The sequence below is a fragment of the Bacillus thuringiensis genome, from assembly GCF_001455345.1.
Classification (GTDB): Bacteria; Bacillota; Bacilli; order Bacillales; family Bacillaceae_G; genus Bacillus_A; species Bacillus_A thuringiensis_N.
Map to the genome: position 1 here is coordinate 4,227,392 of NZ_CP013274.1, position 17,237 is coordinate 4,244,628.

Here is a 17,237-nt window from a genome sequence, read left to right on the forward strand (position 1 = left end):
TTTCACCTACTTTTTTGTCTACTTGTAGTGTAGCGAATGAAGAAAAACTTCGTCAATCTTTTATGGAATAATAATTTGATCTTTTATTTTTTCCAGAGACTTCACACCAATCCCATCAATCTCTAACAAATCTTCTATTTTCTGAAACGGACCATGTTCCTCACGATATTTCAAAATACTTTCTGCTTTCCTAGAACCGATGCCTGTAATTTTTTCAAGTTGCCCTTTAGAAGCTGCATTTATTTGCACTTTCCCCTCCTCCTTTGAAACAGCAGCTCCTTCTTGCACTTGTTCGGTTTTATTCGGCACATAAAGGATCATTTGGTCTTGTACCATTTGCGCTAAATTTACCTTCTTCCTATCTGCCTCGGGCAAAAAACCACCTGCCTTTTCAATAGCATCCTTGACCCGGTCCCCTTCTTTCATTTCATACACGCCCTCTTTAACAACAGCTCCTTTCATATCAATTATAATTATTTTTTTCTGCTGCTTTGTATCCGATACTTTCGGTTTACTTTTTTTCTCTATCTCTTTCGTTTGCACATCCGTCGCAATGACTGATCGTTCTGTATGCTGGTTCGTTTTCCAGAAAAGAAGAAAAAGTACAAATCCAATAATAGCTACTAATCCTAACCATTTCTTCGGAAAATCCCACATCATTTTACACCTCTAATCATAAATTTATAACATCATTCATATTGTTTAGGAGAAAGCTGTTACGAAGGAGGGATGAAACATTGAACATAGGAATTATAGGGACAGGGAACATGGGGAATATACTAATCGATGCATTTTTAGAAACCCGTGCTGTCAAACCTTCGTGCCTTACAATCATTAATCGAACGCCCGCCAAAGCATATCATATAAAGGAAAAATACCCTTCTGTTCATATAGCCAAAACTATTGATGAAGTAATCGAACGATCACACCTTATTTTTATTTGCGTAAAGCCGATAGATATATATCCAATCCTACAAAAATATGCTGAACATTTTTCTGATGAAAAGTGCTTAGTTTCTATCACAAGTCCAATATCTCCATCACAATTAGAGACACTTGTACCTTGCCACGTTGCACGTATTATTCCGAGCATTACAAACCGCGCCCTGTCTGGCGCATCACTATTTACATTCGGAAGTAAATGCTCTGAAGAGTGGCAACAAAAACTATTTCGCCTATTCAAAAACATTTCTACTCCCCTTGTAATAGAAGAAGATATAACACGCGTTTCATCTGATATAGCAAGCTGCGGCCCTGCATTCTTTAGTTATTTATTACAATGTTTCATTAACGCTGCTGTAGATAAAACAAATATTACACATGAAGAAGCCACTACTTTAGTAAGTGAAATGGTCGTTGGAATGGGGAAACTACTCGAAAAAGAGATTTTCACATTGCCTACTTTACAAGAAAAAGTATGTGTTAAAGGCGGCGTTACAGGAGAAGGTATTCGGGTTTTAGAAGAACATGTTGGGGATATGTTTCATAAATTAATCGAGCGGACACATGAGAAATTTGATGAAGATTTAAAATGTGTTGATCAGCAATTCAATAAACACACATAATAAATACGTCATCGCCATTCCAAATCCTTTTTATAAACACTAAATTTTTTACATTACATTTTCACTTAAACTAGCATTTTCACACTTCACGTATATCATCCTCTTATTATCCTAGAACTAAAATTACAGCTTCTTTACAAAACAAAAGCAACCTTCTCGGTTGCTTTTGTTTTTATCCGTTTTTCTTCGCCATGAAGAAAATACGCTCTGTTTGTTCTGTAACTTCAAGTCGCTCAAAATCACCAGTCACGCGAAGCACTGTAAAACCAGCCTCTTCAAGCCATTTTGTTAACTCTTCAACCGGATATGCACGTTGCACGTGACATTCATCAAAACGATGGTACACATCTTCTTCTGGGTCTTGAACAAAGAATGTTAAATCATGTTCTACACTATTTGATTCTTCACCAGGGAAGCAATTCCAAATAAGAGATATTTCTTCTCCATTCACTGTGTATGTTTCATTTTGAAATACATGATGTATTTTATATAAAGAATGTACATCAAATAAAAACAAACCATCTTGACGTAAATGATGAAACACTCTTCGAAATGTTTCTTGCACTCCATCTTCTTGCAATACATAATTTAATGAATCACAAAAAATAGTTACACAGTCAAACTCACCCGGAACATCAAGCTCTCGCATGTCTTGTTGGTAAAAAGGAATAAAATATCCTTCCCCACCTAGTTTTTGCTGAGCGACCGTTAACATTTCTTCTGAAAGATCGACACCGATTAAATCGTAACCCTTTTGTACAAGCGGAAGTGTTACATTACCAGTACCGCATGCTACATCAAGAATCTTCGCCTCTTTCATATCCGCTTGCTGTAAACTTTCCTCTGTGAATTCCACCCATTTATCATAAGGAACATCATTCATTAGTTCGTCGTACAACAATGCAAATTGTTCGTATTTCATTGGTCTAGCTCGTCTGTAATATCTTCACGCGGCACATCGCCCCAAAGACGCTCTAAATTATAGTGATTACGCTCATCTTTATGGAATACATGGGCAACTACATCTCCAAGGTCAACTAACACCCAGCGTGCTTCGTCAAAACCTTCCATACGTTGTACGTCGATTTGGAACTCATGTGCTTTTGATTTAATTTCACGTGCAATTGCTTGCACTTGCTTATCTGAGTTACCGTGACAAATAATGAAATAATCTGCAATTGGTGAAATACCTTGCATATTTAGGACAACCATATCTTCTGCTCTCTTATCATCAGCTGCTTTTGCTGCTAATACTAATAAATCTTTATCTTTCATTTACTAATTTCCTCCTTGATAACTGCATTGTATGTTTGGAATGTTAATGGATAAATCGTTTGATCTTTTTCCATTAAAAATTGAATTGTTCTCTTTAACGCAAATAATAAAGCTTGATCTATATCCATATATGCGAGTTTACGAGCTTCCTCCACACCCGGAAACTTTCGCCCAGGCTCAATGTAATCAGCTACATAAATTACTTTATCTAACATCGTCATTTTCTCATGACCACTTGTATGATATGTAATAGCTTGCAGGATTTCAGGATCTGTAATGCCTACTTCTTTTTCTACTAAGTATGCCCCAACAGGTGCATGCCATAACTCTTTGTTATAACAAAGTAAATCTTTCGGCAAATCTTCACTTTTAATGATCTCTTCCATCTCTGAAATTGCTCTACACTTCGCATAATCATGGAATATAGCTGCAACTTCAGCCTTTTTTTCATTCACACCGTATAACTTAGCAAGTTCAATTGCTGTTTCCATTACACCAATTGTGTGTATATAACGTTTTTCATGCATTTGTTGTTTGACAATATGAAGTGCTTTCTCACGATTCATACAACCCATTCCTCTCGATATATACCTGTACTTTTTCAGGAAGTAAATATTTACATGTTTTCTTCTCTTTATATCTCTCACGCAATAAAGATGAAGAAACTGCAAACTCCGGAATTTCCACAGTAGTGATAGGATAAGGTGTACGCAATGTATAACCAGGTCTTGCAACCCCAACAAACGTTACAAGGTTAAGTAACGCTTCAATGTTATACCACTTCGGTAAATACTCAACCATATCTCCACCAATAATAAAGTGAAACTGCACATCCGGATGCTTCTTCGTCAATTGTAACATAGTGTCATACGTATAAGATGGGCCCTTCCTGCTTAGCTCTTCTAAACAAATAGAAAAATGTTCCTCTGCCTCAGTCGCAAGCTCTAACATTTGTAAGCGATTTTCTACACTTGTAATATTCCGCCCTTGTTTATGCGGTGGAATTTGGTTCGGTAAGAACCATACTTCTTCTAAATTCAAAGCGTGATATACTTCATTTGCAATTAGCAAATGCCCATAATGTGGCGGATCAAATGTACCGCCAATGATGCCAATTTTCCTCAAAAGAAACGCCCCTTCCTTTTACGTACAGCAACTCTCTTCATTTCTATTCGAAGAGAGTTTACTGTTAATAAAAGTTCAATTGGTTTCGCTCTCTACATCATTACGCACTAGCGATAAAAATAGCATATGCTAGTCTTTTTATCGAGGAAGCTTAATTTGCTTATTTTCTCTAGATTCTTTGTATAAAACGATTGTACTTCCAATTACTTGAACGATTTCAGCACGTGCGCCTTTTGCAAGTTCTTCTGCAACTTCACGACGATCGAATTCACAGTTTTGTAGCACACTTACTTTAAATAACTCACGAGCTTCTAAAGTATCTGCGATTTGTTTAATCATGTTTTCATTTACTCCACCTTTTCCTACTTGAAAAATTGGTGTTAAATGATGTGCTTGTGCACGTAAAAATCTTTTTTGTTTTCCTGTTAACATATATGTTAGCCTCCAAGCTTTCTTATAACTAATTGTTTCATTCTATCGATATTCGGTACACGCCCTGTCCACATTTCAAATGCAAGCGCCCCTTGATAAACAAACATATCAATACCATTTTGAATCACTGCACCTTGCTCTTTTGCCTCACATAAAATTTTCGTTTCAAATGGATTATAGATTATATCTGATACAATCGTTCCTTTTTTTAACGAAGAAATTTGTAATGGCGTATGTTCAACGCGTGGATGCATACCTATTGTTGTCGTCTGAATGATAATATCATAATTTCCTTGTTCTTCTGAGGCTTTTTCTAACGATAAAGCCTCAGAATGAACAGTAGCCGTACATGCAGCAATAAGTTCTTTCGCCTTATCTACTGTACGATTAGCTACATCAATCTCTTTCACACCTATATGAGCAAGAGAAAAATAAATAGCTCGACTAGCACCACCTGCGCCAATCAATAAAATACGTTTCTCTTGAAGTGGTTCACTACTAATTGACTGCAGTGCTTGGACAAAACCAATTCCATCTGTATTGTAGCCAATCAATTTTCCATCCTTATGAACCACCGTATTTACTGCACCAATTTGTTTTGCTAGCGGGTCAGTCTCATCCAAATAATCCATAATAGCAACTTTGTGCGGAGTTGTTACATTAAATCCTGAAATACCTAATGCTTTTAAACCTCTTACTGCTTCCCCTAGCACTTCCTCTTTAACAAGAAACGCCTGATAATGGGCATCCATATTCAAGTGTTCAAATGCATCGTTATGCATAACGGGTGATAATGAATGTCCAATTGGATTTCCGATTACACCATATAATTGTTTCATAAATCCCTCTCCATATTAAATTAAAGATTTACGTAATGAAACACTTACTCCTTTTGGTACGTGTGCAACAATTTTTGCTCCTGGTTCGTTCACAGTAACCCATCCTAATCCAGAGAATACAACATCCGTTTTTGGTTCACGAATATTAAACTCGTATTTCACTAGCTCTGGCATATTTGCTAATTCTTCTGGTGTTGGTGGGCTTAGTAAATCCCCAGCATGATTTTTATACAATTCATCTGCTTTCTCAAGCTTTGTACGATGGATTGTTAAACGATTCGAGAAGTGACAAGTAAATGCACGACGACCACCACTTACATAATCAAAACGTGCCAGTCCACTAAAGAACAATGTTTGTTCTTCATTTAATTGGAACACCATCGGCTTAATTTCTTTTGTTGGTGTAATAAGCTTTAAGCTTTCTTTTCCAACATAATGAGCCATTTGATGGTGGTTAATAATACCTGGCGTATCATATAAAGAAGATTCTTCATCTAATGGAATATCAATTAAATCAAGCGTTGTTCCAGGGAAATGAGATGTTGTAATTACATTTTCAGTCTCATCACTAAATTCTTTAATCATACGATTAATAAATGTTGATTTTCCTACATTCGTACATCCAACAACGTAAACATCTTTTCCGCCACGGTAATACTCAATAGCATCTGCCAGCTCAGCAATCCCTTGTCCCTTCGCTGCACTAATTAAAAAGACATCTTCTGGCTTTAATCCTAGCTGCTTTGCACTATAACGCATCCAATGCTTTACTTTATCATGTTTTACTGACTTAGGAATTAAATCCGCTTTATTCCCAACAAGTAATACTTTATTATTTCCGACGAAACGATGTAATCCAGGTAACCAGCTACCATTAAAATCAAAAATATCTACAATCTTAACTACTAACGCATCCGAATTTCCAATTCCATTTAGAATACGTAGGAAATCATCATCTGTTAATGATACATCTTGAATTTCGTTATAATGCTTCAAACGAAAACAGCGTTGACAAATTACTTGTTCTTTCTCTAAAGATGAGGCCGGAGCATATCCTACTTCATTTTTATCTTCTGTCTGAATTTCTACACCGCAACCAATACATTTAATTGTTTCAGTCAAACTCTATTCCTCCCAGTTAATTAAACCTTTTTTCTTCATGTTTTTCATAATTCTTCGTTCAATTTTCCGATTAAAGCGCGTTACTAATCCGTCCGTTTGTGCTACCGGTACAACTAAAATTGTATGAAGTCCCACTCGGTTTCCACCTAAAACATCTGTTAGTAACTGATCCCCAATTACTACAACTTCATCTGGTTGCAGGTGCATCTCTTGCATCGCACGCTTAAATGCACGAACAAATGGTTTACGCGCACTATGAATAAATGGAATACCTAATGGATCAGCAAAGTCTTTTACTCGTTGCTCATTATTATTTGAAACGACCGTTACTTGAATGTCTAGCTCTTTCATTTTCAAAAACCACTCTTCAAGTTGCGGCGTTGCATTTGGACGATCCCATTCAATTAAAGTGTTATCTAAATCAGTAATAACGCCTTTAATTCCACGTTTTTTCAAATCTTCTGGTTGAACATGATATACATTCTTCACATATTCATTTGGTAAAAATAGCTTCAATTTCTTTCACCTCTTTGAGGATTTTTCATAAAAATTTTTCGACAACATATTTCGATATTTAACCTGTGGATAAAATTGTACACATTTTCCACGTTAATTTTTCAGTGAATTTGGAATTTACTAACAATCTATACACATTTTATCCACCTAGGTATGTGGATAACCACTCGTTTGTGACTGTCATATTTTTTTGGTACATTAAATGCAACAACGAATCAATCCTTATATTATTAGGAGGTGACTCACCTTGAAAACAAAGCATATGGAACAGTTATCTACTGAGTTACTCACTGAGTCTTATTATAAAGCAAAAGAACTAAAATTAAATCCCGACTTCATTTTACTTATAAAACAAGAAATTATTAGACGCTCATTAGAGGACAAGCTGGTCAAATCGTCTTAATTACATATAAAGTGAATTTTTAATTAGCTAACTTGTAAAAAGAGCCATCCTGCGATGGCTCTCGAATAAACAAGTACTCCCATCTTGGGAACTTCATCATTAAGCATCTTTGTCCATAACTCTTGCTTACAGTTATAAAATCTTTTCTTTACTTATGAGCCAATCGAGTAGCAATTTTTTCACCAAGACGAAGCTCTTGTCCACTCTTCAAATTCTGCACTACTTCTATCATATCTTTTTCAAACAATAACACAACTGTTGAGCCAAATGTAAAGTATGCCATTTCTTCACCTTTTTGAACAGTATTTCTTTCATGTAGCAGCTCAATACTATTAACAAACATAGCTCCTACTTTTACAAGCGCCATATGTTCACCGTCACTATTCACTTCTGTAACAGAACGATAATTTTTTGACAATGGTTCTTTCCCGTATTCCATACCAGCTGCATTTACCGGATATGATTTTCTACCAAGCACAAACCTTTCAGTCACAGAACCAGCAAGCGGACTATGAATACGATGATAATGACTTGGGCTTAAATAAATAACCATATATGTACCACCTGCATATCGCTGTGCACGTTCTTCATTACCTAGCATATCTACAATTGAATAACGCTTGCCTTTAATATCAAATGTTTTTGTGTCCTCAATAGGACCGTGATCAGCAAAAACACCATCAACAGGACTAACAATACTCGATGCACCTGTATCAATACTACGCTTTCCTTCTTTTAGCTTACGCGTAAATAATTCATGCAATGTTCTATATTCCTTCAAACCCTTTTCCATCTCATCTTGATTAAGTTGAAAAACTTTCGCATACGATGGAATAATGATAGCGCTCAAACGAGATTGTGCAAATTTACGTAATATATAAGAAGTAAAACGACCATTTGTAAGTTCGATCATAAGTCGATATAATGTACGTCGCAAATTGCGAAACCTCCTAATCAGTCTATAACTTTAGCTTTCCCTTCTTTTCCTTCTATATCATATGTAAAATTGGTTCTTATTCCCACATATCATATAGAACTGGTTCATTATGCATGCAGAAAACTAAGTATGGTATTATTCTTAAATTGTTTAGCACCTTCTAATATTACAGATAGAATCCGTCATTTTCAACAGTGAACATGGATTTCTTCTGAACACACCCCTTTTTCTTTCCTTATTCACAAAAAGAAAAGCAGCCCTTTTAAAATACGGCTGCTTGCAATGTGCATTATTCTTTCGCTTTTTTCTCTTTCTCTGCTCTTACAAATTCATGGAACATTTTCATTAAAGCGCGCTTTTCAATTCTTGATACGTAGCTTCTGGAAATACCGAGTGCCTTTGCAATCTCCCGCTGCGTTTTCTCTTTATCAAGCCCCAGTCCAAAACGCTTTACGATTACTTCTTTCTCTCGTTCGTCTAAAATATCGATATATTCTTTAATTTTTTCTAACTCCATACTAAGCTGGATCATATCAATTACATCTTCAGACTCTGATTTTAATATATCAATAAGCGATATTTCATTCCCCTCTTTATCTTGCCCGATCGGATCATGAAGTGAAACGTCCTTTTTCGTTTTCTTTAGTACACGTAAATGCATCAAAATTTCATTTTCAATACAGCGCGCTGCATACGTCGCAAGTTTTGTTCCTTTTCCTGCCGAATAGCTCTCGATCGCTTTAATGAGCCCGATTGTACCAATTGAAATTAAATCTTCTGCATCTTCCCCTGTGTTTTCAAATTTTTTAACGATATGAGCTACAAGCCGTAAATTATGTTCAATTAACAGATTCCTCGCTTGAGCATCACCTTGCTCCATTAACTCTAAGTACTTTCTCTCATCGTCAGATGATAACGGCTGCGGAAACGCATTATTCTTCACATAAGAAACAAAAACAAACACTTCTCGAACCATATATCCAATTGCGGCGAATAGACTCAAACCTTTCACCTCCGCCAAAATAGTGGTCTTTACTAAGTGTATGTGGGTGTGAGGTTGTTTGTGTCTGTACGATATCATTCCAATATGTTTTTAAGCATAATAATTGTCTCATAAAGCCTCACTGCGTATACTTAAACACTTAAACAAAAGATTGGAGAGTGGAATATGAAATATTTCATTTCCCTCTTGTACCCGAGTAGCTTGTAAGAGATGAACTCCTTGTACGCTCTTGCAAGCTACTTGTACTACAAGGAGGGATTACAAATATGAAATTTGAAAGAACACGTGCTTATACAAGACACCAACGTCAACGTACAATGCGTCGAAAAATGAATATTGCACAACACGCATGGGGATATACTCCTGAAATTGCCGGTATTTTTGCAAAAGGAAAAGTTCACTGTTCTTGTGGAATGTGTACAATAAAGTGGAGAACAGAAGGACCACCTGCTAGTGTACAGAAGTGGTTATACAAAATTGATACATACGAAGAATAATCGTTCTTTCTAAAAAAGGTCTTCTATCGAAGACCTTTTTCCCTATTTAAAAGCTTATTTACTCCAAATTTTCTCCCCAGTATGCGCATCAATATAACGAATTTCTCGACTACCGTCGAAGAATTCTTTATCATTTTCATTCGTTGTTTGTTTATACAGTAATTGATATACCGTTTCCTCTACATCATGATCTATAGACCATTCTAATTTAACTCGCATGGCCTCTCTGTATATTTCTAACGCTTTTTCCTTTGTTACTTTTGGTGTTGTTTCATATGTAAGTAATTCTTTTATAAAGTTGCTAGACTCTCCAGAATAATGCACCACAGCCCCATTTTCTGCATTGATATTGACCATAAATTGCTTATACTCTGCTGGAATACCATTCACATATACGGAAAAGGTAAACCTTTCAATTCCATCTTCTGTTGCTTCACGTTCTTCCCAAAGACGTAGATATTGTGTGACATCTGGAATAACTTGTTCCAAAAATTGAAGTACTTTTTGTAAACATTCCTCTCTAGACAGTATTTTCTTTACTTCTTTATCGTCTGTCATTTTTATAAAACCAGTTAATTCATCGGTAGATTTATCAATCATAATGCCAACAAAATTATTATATTTTAACATCGGTAAATGCTTTTTAAAAAATTCATTCATTAAATATGGATTCTTTTCTTCTTTCTGTTTCTGTAATTCCTCTTTCAGAACAAATTTCATTCTTATTTCATCATCATTTTCCGCCTCAGCTACTTTTGTAAAACTTTCTTTATCCCAGTCAAATAAATCGAATACGTCATCTTGCCGACTACCTTTTTTCGGTTTTTCAACAGCTACAGCCGAAGGCAATTTATAATGATCTGGTCCAAATAAATCTTTGCCTGTACTTGCATCAATAAACGCATGACTTGGCTCTGGTTCGTATACAAGACGGTACCCTTTTACTTCTTCTCCATTTTCATACTCACATGAAGAGTGTGTTAAATCTACAAATACAAGTCTCATATTTTGTCTAGCTTTCAAGTTTTCTAAAACGACGTTCTCCTCAACAATTTCACTTGGCCATGACGGTTTTGTCTCTATAGCTTTTTGTCCATTATAATGGAAATTCACAACATTCCCTGTAGAGTGAACTTGCACAACATATCCTGTATTCGGCAATGGATAGCCATTCACTTCTTGCATATAATTTACTTCTTTCCAACCACGCCTGTCATCCTTAACAGTTATATATGAATAAAATTCATATCCTTCTTTTGTATATTTTTTTAAGAATGTATTTGCAATCTCTCTTGCCTTGTTCTCCTCTAGCGCTTTCTTACTACTCGAAAAAGACTTTTCATCCTCTATCCTAAATTCAATTAAATTACCAGTATGTCTATTCAACGTTATTTGTATCGTTCTCTCCTCATCCTCTTTATGCTCCCACCATAATAGATGATATGGGTCATCCACACCTTCTTGATCATCTACAACAAGCCTATAATCATCTGGAATGTTAATAATATGAGCCACTTGCTCTTTTCTTTCTTTATCTTTTTGATTCATCATACCTCTCCTTTTATTACAATTTAAGGTAATTATAACAAACAAAACCAAAGAACTATAAACAAAAAAGACTAGAGATATCTCTAGTCTTCTACTTCGTTTCACGATGTAACGTTACTCGCTTTAATCGTGGACAATATTTTTTTAGTTCAATGCGCTCTGGATTATTTCGTTTATTTTTTTTAGAAATATAATTACGATCACCGCACTCTGTACAAGCTAATGTAATATTTACACGCATATGTAATTCTCCTTTCTTTTAAAGATTGCAAAATAAAACGTAATGATTACGATTTAAATATTATATAACTTCATTCTATTTGTCAATTGCAAAACAAAAAGGATCTAAATAGAACCCTTTTGTTTAAGTAATCTATACCTTGTATTAAAATGTTTCGTATGTAATAAACTCACTAATCGGTTTTCGATATCCTCGTGGGCGAGTTTTAGTAGTATCACTTTTTCCTATCGTAATCATTAAAACAGGTACTACATGCTCTGGCATATTCAATTCACTTTGTACTGCTTTTTCATCAAAACCGATCATTGGACACGTATCATATCCATAATATTTAGCTGCGTACATAAAAGTCATCGCACTTAACGAAGCATTTCTAATCGCTTCCTCTTCCATGAAGCGTTCTCCTTTTCCTTCATATAGCCCTTTCGTTTGCCTAATTGTATCTTCATACTCACATTCATCAATCATCTTTAAAACCTTCATACCGAAATAAATATTTTCAACATTTTGGTATGCTCTCTTGTCACCACAAACAAGTATTACCGCAGATGCACTCGATACTTTATATTGATTAAAAGCTAACTCTTTTAATCTTTCTTTGCGCTCTTGATCACGAATTACAACATAATGCGTATGTTGCAAATTGTAACAAGATGGAGAAAGCTTTGTTAGCTCAAATATTTTTTTAAAGTCCTCATCTGGGATTTCTATTCCTTGTACAAATTTCATTGCAGAACGTCTAGCAATTGCTAATTCTTCAAAGTTCATCTTTTAGCCTCCTTAATAACCATAAATTTAAATATACATTAATTTATACTAATGAATAAATCAAATGAAAACACTTTAAATTATGAATAATAATGATGATTTACAAAAAAAAGACAAAAAGCTGAAACAATTAGTTCATACGAAATTCACACGAATCTATTACTATAGGAATTGTACATAGTGAACTTATTAACAATCACGTTTATTCATATAGAATTTTTACTCGAAAGGAGTTGAAAGTATGAAAACTAAATATCGCTTTATGATTTCATCATTTGCTGCTTGCGCTTATATGCTTTGGTATTTAGTATAATAACAACCTCACTTGTAAATAGGAAAAGGTGTGTATATAAATGGAATATAATCAATCAACAGTTAACTACTGGAAAGCTTTTGTACTACCATATACATTTGCTTTAGAAGAGTTAAAAACTAAATTTGAAATTATGAACCGGGAAGCTCAATTTTTAGAGGATTACAACCCGTTTGAACATATAAAAACAAGATTAAAACAACCTGAAAGTATTATTAAAAAGCTTGAACGTAAAAATTTATTACCGACAGTTGAAAATGCCCAGACGCATTTACAAGACATCATCGGCATTCGTATTACATGTTGTTTCGTAGAAGATATTTATCATTTAAAAGAAGTCATTCAAAAGCGTGAAGATATGGAAATCATAGAGGTAAAAGATTATATCGCTAATCCAAAGGGAAACGGCTATAAAAGTTTACACATGATTATTAAATATCCTTTATCACTGAATTCTGGTACAAAAGAAGTCTTTGCAGAAATTCAGTTACGTACGCTTGCAATGGACTTCTGGGCAAGTTTAGAACATAAACTTTATTATAAATATGAAGGGAAAATACCTGAGTATTTAAAAGATGAACTACATGATGCAGCAATGAAGGCTGAAGACCTCGATAATAAAATGGCAACAATCCGCCAAGATATTGATGATATCGAAGCATGCTCAAATCAAATTATGTTACCACTATAAAAAAAGGTTCTCGCCAATGAGAACCTTTTTGCACTATTTACGGAAAGTTTCATTTTATTTCTTCTCTATCGTGCGAACCTCTTCAATTTTCCAGCCATCCTCTTCTTTTCCAAGTGCATACTGTACTTTTTTCTGAAGAGTGACCTCTCCATCTATTTCCTTTTCTTGTGTTTCAACAACAACATATCCTGCTTTACTAGCTTTTATATCTATATGTTCCAATTCAATTTTCTTATTTCTCTTTTGAAAAGCTGCTTCTTTTTGCGTTTTTAAGTCTTCAGCACTAGGCATCTTCTTTGAAAATAACTCCATATGTTCAGCAAGATTTTTTTCATTTGTCGTCCGTACAAATTTCTCCATAACATCTTGAATCGATTTCTCTTCTTCTTTCGTCATTTGTACTTTTCCCTCAGCTTTTGTAGCAGTAGATTTTTGTTCTATCTGATTCTCTTTGGATTGACATCCAACTAGCAATAATACACCTACTAGAAGGAATCCTATCCCTCTGAAAAAAGCTCTCATCTTCCCATCTCCTAAAAAGAAAAGTGAGGCATTTCGCCTCACTTTCGTTTATAATTAGCGTCTTCCTTTGTTCGGATCGCCACCGCCAACAATATCAAATACACGTTTAGCGATATTTGTATTTTCTTGAACGCCAGAGAACAAGTATTTACCAGGACCAAATGCATATACGTTTACATCTTCCCCTGTATGTCCACCTGTTGTCCAGCCTGTAACCGAACGCTTATTGAAAATATCTTCAATCGCATTATCAATCTTTGTTACATCTTTTGAAGGAGCAATATCGTTTACCGCTTTAATTTCTTCTGGTGTTAATTGTAAATCAATATATTTTTTCAATGTTTCTTCTACATTTGCACCTTTTGCAATCTCATTTGCCATGAAGTCTGGTGTGCGTTTTGCAGCTTTAATTGGATCTACTTTAAAGTTATACTCACCATTCGCACCTAAAGATAATCCGCCAGTAGCGTGGTCTGCCGTTGCAACGACTAACGTATTTTTATCTTTTTTCGCAAACTCAATCGCTGCTTTAAATGCTTTTTCAAAGTCTTCCATTTCACTCATTGCACCAACGATATCATTATCGTGTCCAGCCCAGTCGATTTGACTTCCTTCAACCATTAAGAAGAAACCATTTTTATTTTTGTTCAAACGCTCAATTGCTGCATTTGTCATTTCTTCTAATGAAGGTGTTTTATCGGTACGGTCAATCATTTTATCTAAACCGCCTGGCGCAAATAAACCAAGAATTTGATCATTTTTATCATTTAACAATTGATTACGATCTGTTACATAGCTATAACCAGATTTCTTAAATTCTTCTGTAAGATTGCGATCTTTTCTAACAAAGTTATTTACACCGCCGCCAAGCATAACGTCTACTTTATGCTTCCCTTTAATTTTCTCATCAAAATAATCATTTGCAATTGCGTCCATGTTTTTACGACTAATGTCATGCGCACCGAAAGCAGCTGGTGTTGCATGTGTAATTTCAGAAGTAGCAACGAGTCCCGTTGATTTCCCTTTTTCTTTCGCTTGTTCAAGGACAGTTTTCACTTCTGCTTTATCATTATCAACTGCAATTGCCGCATTATATGTTTTAATTCCTGCTGACATAGCTGTTGCTGCTGATGCAGAGTCTGTGATATTTTCATGTTCATCTTCTGGATATGTCTTTTGTGTTCCTACAAGATGTTTATCAAACTCTGTAGATTCCATCTCGAATGTTTTCGGATTATCTTTCATATAACGATGAGCCGTCATGTATGAAGGACCCATACCATCTCCAATTAACACAATAACATTTTTAATCTTTGCATTGCTTCCGTTCTCATCTGCATTTACTTCACTAGAACGTGTAAAATTCCATGTTGCCACCGAAGTAACTGCTAACGACGCCACAACTGCAAATGGCCATGCTTTTTTCACAAACTTTTTCACTGTCTTGTCCCCCTAATTAGGTTATTCATTTCCCACTATCAAATTTAATAGAAGACTATTAAGAGAAAATTAGTTATATGTAAATTTTTTGTTAACTTATGTAAATATCAGTTATAATTTGTATAAGTTTGTCTGTTTGTATCAGCCTTCTTTCCCTTTACAATTAAAATATAAACAAGTTGGATTTCATTTAACGTAAATCTCTTATTTAACATTTTCAATCTACTTTTATAAAAATTAATAGAAATGTGGGGGGTATTTATGAAAACAATACAGCTAGATGAATCTTTTATTTTTGATTTACTCGACCTTTGTAAAGCTATTGGATGGTTACAAGATAAAGCATTTATGAAAAAACAATTCGAAATGTACCTTTCTCTTGGCACACTTGTCGGTTATATGCATGAAAATAAACTGATTGCAGCTGGAGGAGTATTTCCTTTTAAAGATAGTTTTTCTACTATTGGCATGTTAATCGTCCATCCTCATTTTCAAGGCCGAGGCATCGGGCGTATGTTGCTTAATCACTGCTTAGAACACACTCACCCAAAACAACCAATTGCACTTATTGCAACAAAAGCTGGCGAGCCTCTTTATACATCGTGCGGATTTCAAACAGTAACTACGATTCATCGTTTTGAGAAACAAACTACTAAAACACATATTACTCCTACGCAACAAGTGACAGAACAAGATCTTGTATCACTTATTTCTCTTGATCAAATTACAACTGGTGCTAATCGTTCTTTACTTTATTCATCGCTCTTACCAAGAACTAGCCATTCTTTTAAAATTGAGAGAAACAACTGTATAGAAGCTTTTTCCTTATGTGTACAAAAAGGTAACATATTATGCGTCACTCCACTTATTGCAAAGCAAGAGAAGGATGCTATTCAATTATTCAAAGAGATATGCGAATGCTGGAGTGGCACAGTAAGGATTGATGTCCCATATTCACAATTTTCATTTCGTAAATTTCTTCAAACAGAAAATTTCCAAGAAACGCTCCTTTCACCTCTTATGATAAAAAATGATAGCCAACTTCCTGGAAATCGTAATATGCTATTTGCTATGATAGATACAGCGTTATGTTAGAAAGGGGACACCTAATTGAAGCGATTTAGCTATTTTATGGTAGGTTGTCTTACTCTTACATTATTAGTAGGGTGTAGTGCAGCAGAAAAGCCAGTAGAACAAGTAAAACAAGTTAAAAATACACTTACAGCGAAACTAGCTACCGAGGAAAAAATGGTAGAAATAGATGGGCAAACCATTTACTTTAAAAAGATTGGTAATGAAAAGCCACCTTTACTTATGATCCATGGATTTGGAGGATCATCAGATGGTTTTCAAAAGGTTTACTCAGATTTAGCAAAAGATCACACAATTATTTCTGTAGATGCTTTAGGCTTCGGGCGCTCATCTAAGCCGATGGATTTTTATTATTCTTTCCCAACTCATGCAAATTTGTATTATAAATTAATGAAAAAACTAGGTTATGATTCGTTTGCAATACTGGGACACTCAATGGGGGGAGAAATTTCTCTTAATTTAACATATTTATATCCTGAAGCCGTTACCCACCTTATTTTAACTGATGCTACAGGAGGTCCTCATACATTCGTTAATAAACAAGTTTCTCCTAAGCCACAATTATCAACTGATTTAAATACTGTTTCTGCTGTTGCAGATTATGATGAGAGCAAAGTGAAATTTAAACGTAACGATGAAGAGCATTACAATAAAATGAAATTATGGCCTAGACGTCTTCAAATCAATGCAAATGAAATGAAACAACCAACCTTAATTATATGGGGAAGAAATGATAGTAGCGTTTCTTGGAAAGAAGGAGAAACGTATCATCAATTCTTAAAGAATAGTACTTTCCATATTATTGAAAAAGGTTATCATGCACCATTTCGCCAAGAACCACAAGAATTTGTCGGGTATGTAAAAGATTTCTTTAAGAACAATCCGATCAAAGTTGAAAAATAACATAA

General features: G+C 34.9%; 22 protein-coding genes. 6 read left to right on the forward strand and 16 right to left on the reverse strand.

Features of this window, described 5'->3' with window-relative positions; translation table 11 throughout:
• Positions 1 to 60: 60 nt before the first annotated feature.
• A complete protein-coding gene (locus ATN06_RS22055; protein ID WP_060632321.1) occupies positions 61 to 660 on the reverse strand; it encodes a helix-hairpin-helix domain-containing protein in 600 nt (199 codons plus the stop codon).
• Between the two features lie 77 nt (positions 661 to 737).
• Between ATN06_RS22055 and comER the strand changes: the two genes are divergently transcribed.
• Positions 738 to 1,565 carry a late competence protein ComER gene (comER, locus tag ATN06_RS22060; RefSeq protein ID WP_060632322.1) on the forward strand — a complete coding sequence of 276 codons (828 nt, stop codon included), beginning with the start codon at positions 738 to 740 and terminating at the stop codon, positions 1,563 to 1,565.
• 172 nt (positions 1,566 to 1,737) lie between these two features.
• Here the strand turns inward: comER and ATN06_RS22065 are convergent, their stop codons facing one another.
• From ATN06_RS22065 to ATN06_RS22100, 8 genes are all read right to left on the reverse strand, one after another.
• Entirely contained in the window at positions 1,738 to 2,487 is a 750-nt protein-coding gene (locus ATN06_RS22065) for a class I SAM-dependent DNA methyltransferase (RefSeq protein WP_060632323.1), read from the reverse strand.
• Entirely contained in the window at positions 2,484 to 2,840 is a 357-nt protein-coding gene (gene rsfS / locus ATN06_RS22070; RefSeq protein ID WP_000653203.1) for a ribosome silencing factor, read from the reverse strand. Before rsfS ends, ATN06_RS22065 begins: the two co-directional genes overlap by 4 nt.
• The gene (yqeK, locus tag ATN06_RS22075) at positions 2,837 to 3,406 is read right to left on the reverse strand and encodes a bis(5'-nucleosyl)-tetraphosphatase (symmetrical) YqeK (RefSeq protein ID WP_060632324.1); all 570 of its coding nucleotides are present in this window, start codon (positions 3,404 to 3,406) and stop codon (positions 2,837 to 2,839) included. The genes rsfS and yqeK overlap by 4 nt, the downstream gene beginning before the upstream one ends.
• A complete protein-coding gene (gene nadD / locus ATN06_RS22080; protein ID WP_060632325.1) occupies positions 3,396 to 3,965 on the reverse strand; it encodes a nicotinate-nucleotide adenylyltransferase in 570 nt (189 codons plus the stop codon). The genes yqeK and nadD overlap by 11 nt, the downstream gene beginning before the upstream one ends.
• Positions 3,966 to 4,103: 138 nt before the next feature.
• Entirely contained in the window at positions 4,104 to 4,397 is a 294-nt protein-coding gene (gene yhbY, locus ATN06_RS22085; protein ID WP_000955224.1) for a ribosome assembly RNA-binding protein YhbY, read from the reverse strand.
• A gap of 5 nt (positions 4,398 to 4,402) precedes the next feature.
• Complete coding sequence (gene aroE, locus ATN06_RS22090; RefSeq protein ID WP_060632326.1) at positions 4,403 to 5,236, reverse strand: shikimate dehydrogenase; 834 nt, start codon at positions 5,234 to 5,236, stop codon at positions 4,403 to 4,405.
• Positions 5,237 to 5,251: 15 nt separating this feature from the next.
• On the reverse strand, positions 5,252 to 6,358 hold the full coding sequence (gene yqeH / locus ATN06_RS22095) for a ribosome biogenesis GTPase YqeH (protein ID WP_060632327.1): 1,107 nt from the start codon (positions 6,356 to 6,358) through the stop codon (positions 5,252 to 5,254).
• Between the two features lie 3 nt (positions 6,359 to 6,361).
• Positions 6,362 to 6,874, reverse strand: a complete 513-nt coding sequence (locus ATN06_RS22100) for a YqeG family HAD IIIA-type phosphatase (protein WP_060632328.1) — start codon at positions 6,872 to 6,874, stop codon at positions 6,362 to 6,364.
• A 247-nt stretch (positions 6,875 to 7,121) separates the two neighbouring features.
• Between ATN06_RS22100 and ATN06_RS22105 the strand changes: the two genes are divergently transcribed.
• On the forward strand, positions 7,122 to 7,277 hold the full coding sequence (locus ATN06_RS22105; RefSeq protein ID WP_000850094.1) for a sporulation histidine kinase inhibitor Sda: 156 nt from the start codon (positions 7,122 to 7,124) through the stop codon (positions 7,275 to 7,277).
• Between the two features lie 148 nt (positions 7,278 to 7,425).
• Here the strand turns inward: ATN06_RS22105 and ATN06_RS22110 are convergent, their stop codons facing one another.
• Together ATN06_RS22110 and sigK are read right to left on the reverse strand one after the other, a co-directional pair.
• The gene (locus ATN06_RS22110) at positions 7,426 to 8,214 is read right to left on the reverse strand and encodes a phosphatidylserine decarboxylase (RefSeq protein WP_060632329.1); all 789 of its coding nucleotides are present in this window, start codon (positions 8,212 to 8,214) and stop codon (positions 7,426 to 7,428) included.
• 289 nt (positions 8,215 to 8,503) lie between these two features.
• Positions 8,504 to 9,217 carry an RNA polymerase sporulation sigma factor SigK gene (gene sigK, locus ATN06_RS22115; protein ID WP_000051382.1) on the reverse strand — a complete coding sequence of 238 codons (714 nt, stop codon included), beginning with the start codon at positions 9,215 to 9,217 and terminating at the stop codon, positions 8,504 to 8,506.
• A 266-nt stretch (positions 9,218 to 9,483) separates the two neighbouring features.
• Here sigK and ATN06_RS22120 point away from each other — a divergent pair, with 266 nt between their 5' ends.
• Positions 9,484 to 9,714, forward strand: a complete 231-nt coding sequence (locus tag ATN06_RS22120; protein ID WP_060632330.1) for a hypothetical protein — start codon at positions 9,484 to 9,486, stop codon at positions 9,712 to 9,714.
• A gap of 54 nt (positions 9,715 to 9,768) precedes the next feature.
• Here ATN06_RS22120 and ATN06_RS22125 read toward each other — a convergent pair whose 3' ends face one another.
• The 3 genes from ATN06_RS22125 to ATN06_RS22135 all read right to left on the reverse strand — a co-directional run bounded on the left by ATN06_RS22125 (position 9,769) and on the right by ATN06_RS22135 (position 12,271).
• On the reverse strand, positions 9,769 to 11,262 hold the full coding sequence (locus ATN06_RS22125) for a YcdB/YcdC domain-containing protein (RefSeq protein ID WP_060632331.1): 1,494 nt from the start codon (positions 11,260 to 11,262) through the stop codon (positions 9,769 to 9,771).
• Positions 11,263 to 11,353: 91 nt separating this feature from the next.
• Entirely contained in the window at positions 11,354 to 11,503 is a 150-nt protein-coding gene (rpmG, locus tag ATN06_RS22130; RefSeq protein WP_001265617.1) for a 50S ribosomal protein L33, read from the reverse strand.
• Between the two features lie 144 nt (positions 11,504 to 11,647).
• The gene (locus ATN06_RS22135; protein WP_060632332.1) at positions 11,648 to 12,271 is read right to left on the reverse strand and encodes a nitroreductase family protein; all 624 of its coding nucleotides are present in this window, start codon (positions 12,269 to 12,271) and stop codon (positions 11,648 to 11,650) included.
• 353 nt (positions 12,272 to 12,624) lie between these two features.
• On the opposite strand from ATN06_RS22135, the gene ATN06_RS22140 reads away from it, so the two are divergent.
• Positions 12,625 to 13,275, forward strand: coding sequence for a GTP pyrophosphokinase (locus ATN06_RS22140; RefSeq protein ID WP_000456215.1), 651 nt, complete (start codon positions 12,625 to 12,627; stop codon positions 13,273 to 13,275).
• A 54-nt stretch (positions 13,276 to 13,329) separates the two neighbouring features.
• Here ATN06_RS22140 and ATN06_RS22145 read toward each other — a convergent pair whose 3' ends face one another.
• Both ATN06_RS22145 and ATN06_RS22150 read right to left on the reverse strand, forming a co-directional pair.
• Positions 13,330 to 13,797 (reverse strand): hypothetical protein, encoded by a 468-nt coding sequence (locus tag ATN06_RS22145; protein ID WP_060632333.1) that lies wholly within the window; start codon positions 13,795 to 13,797, stop codon positions 13,330 to 13,332.
• A gap of 54 nt (positions 13,798 to 13,851) precedes the next feature.
• Positions 13,852 to 15,237, reverse strand: coding sequence for an alkaline phosphatase (locus ATN06_RS22150; protein WP_016086211.1), 1,386 nt, complete (start codon positions 15,235 to 15,237; stop codon positions 13,852 to 13,854).
• Between the two features lie 261 nt (positions 15,238 to 15,498).
• On the opposite strand from ATN06_RS22150, the gene ATN06_RS22155 reads away from it, so the two are divergent.
• Both ATN06_RS22155 and ATN06_RS22160 read left to right on the forward strand, forming a co-directional pair.
• A complete protein-coding gene (locus ATN06_RS22155) occupies positions 15,499 to 16,332 on the forward strand; it encodes a GNAT family N-acetyltransferase (protein WP_060632334.1) in 834 nt (277 codons plus the stop codon).
• 15 nt (positions 16,333 to 16,347) lie between these two features.
• Positions 16,348 to 17,232 carry an alpha/beta fold hydrolase gene (locus ATN06_RS22160; RefSeq protein ID WP_060632335.1) on the forward strand — a complete coding sequence of 295 codons (885 nt, stop codon included), beginning with the start codon at positions 16,348 to 16,350 and terminating at the stop codon, positions 17,230 to 17,232.
• The last annotated feature ends 5 nt before the right edge of the window (positions 17,233 to 17,237 follow it).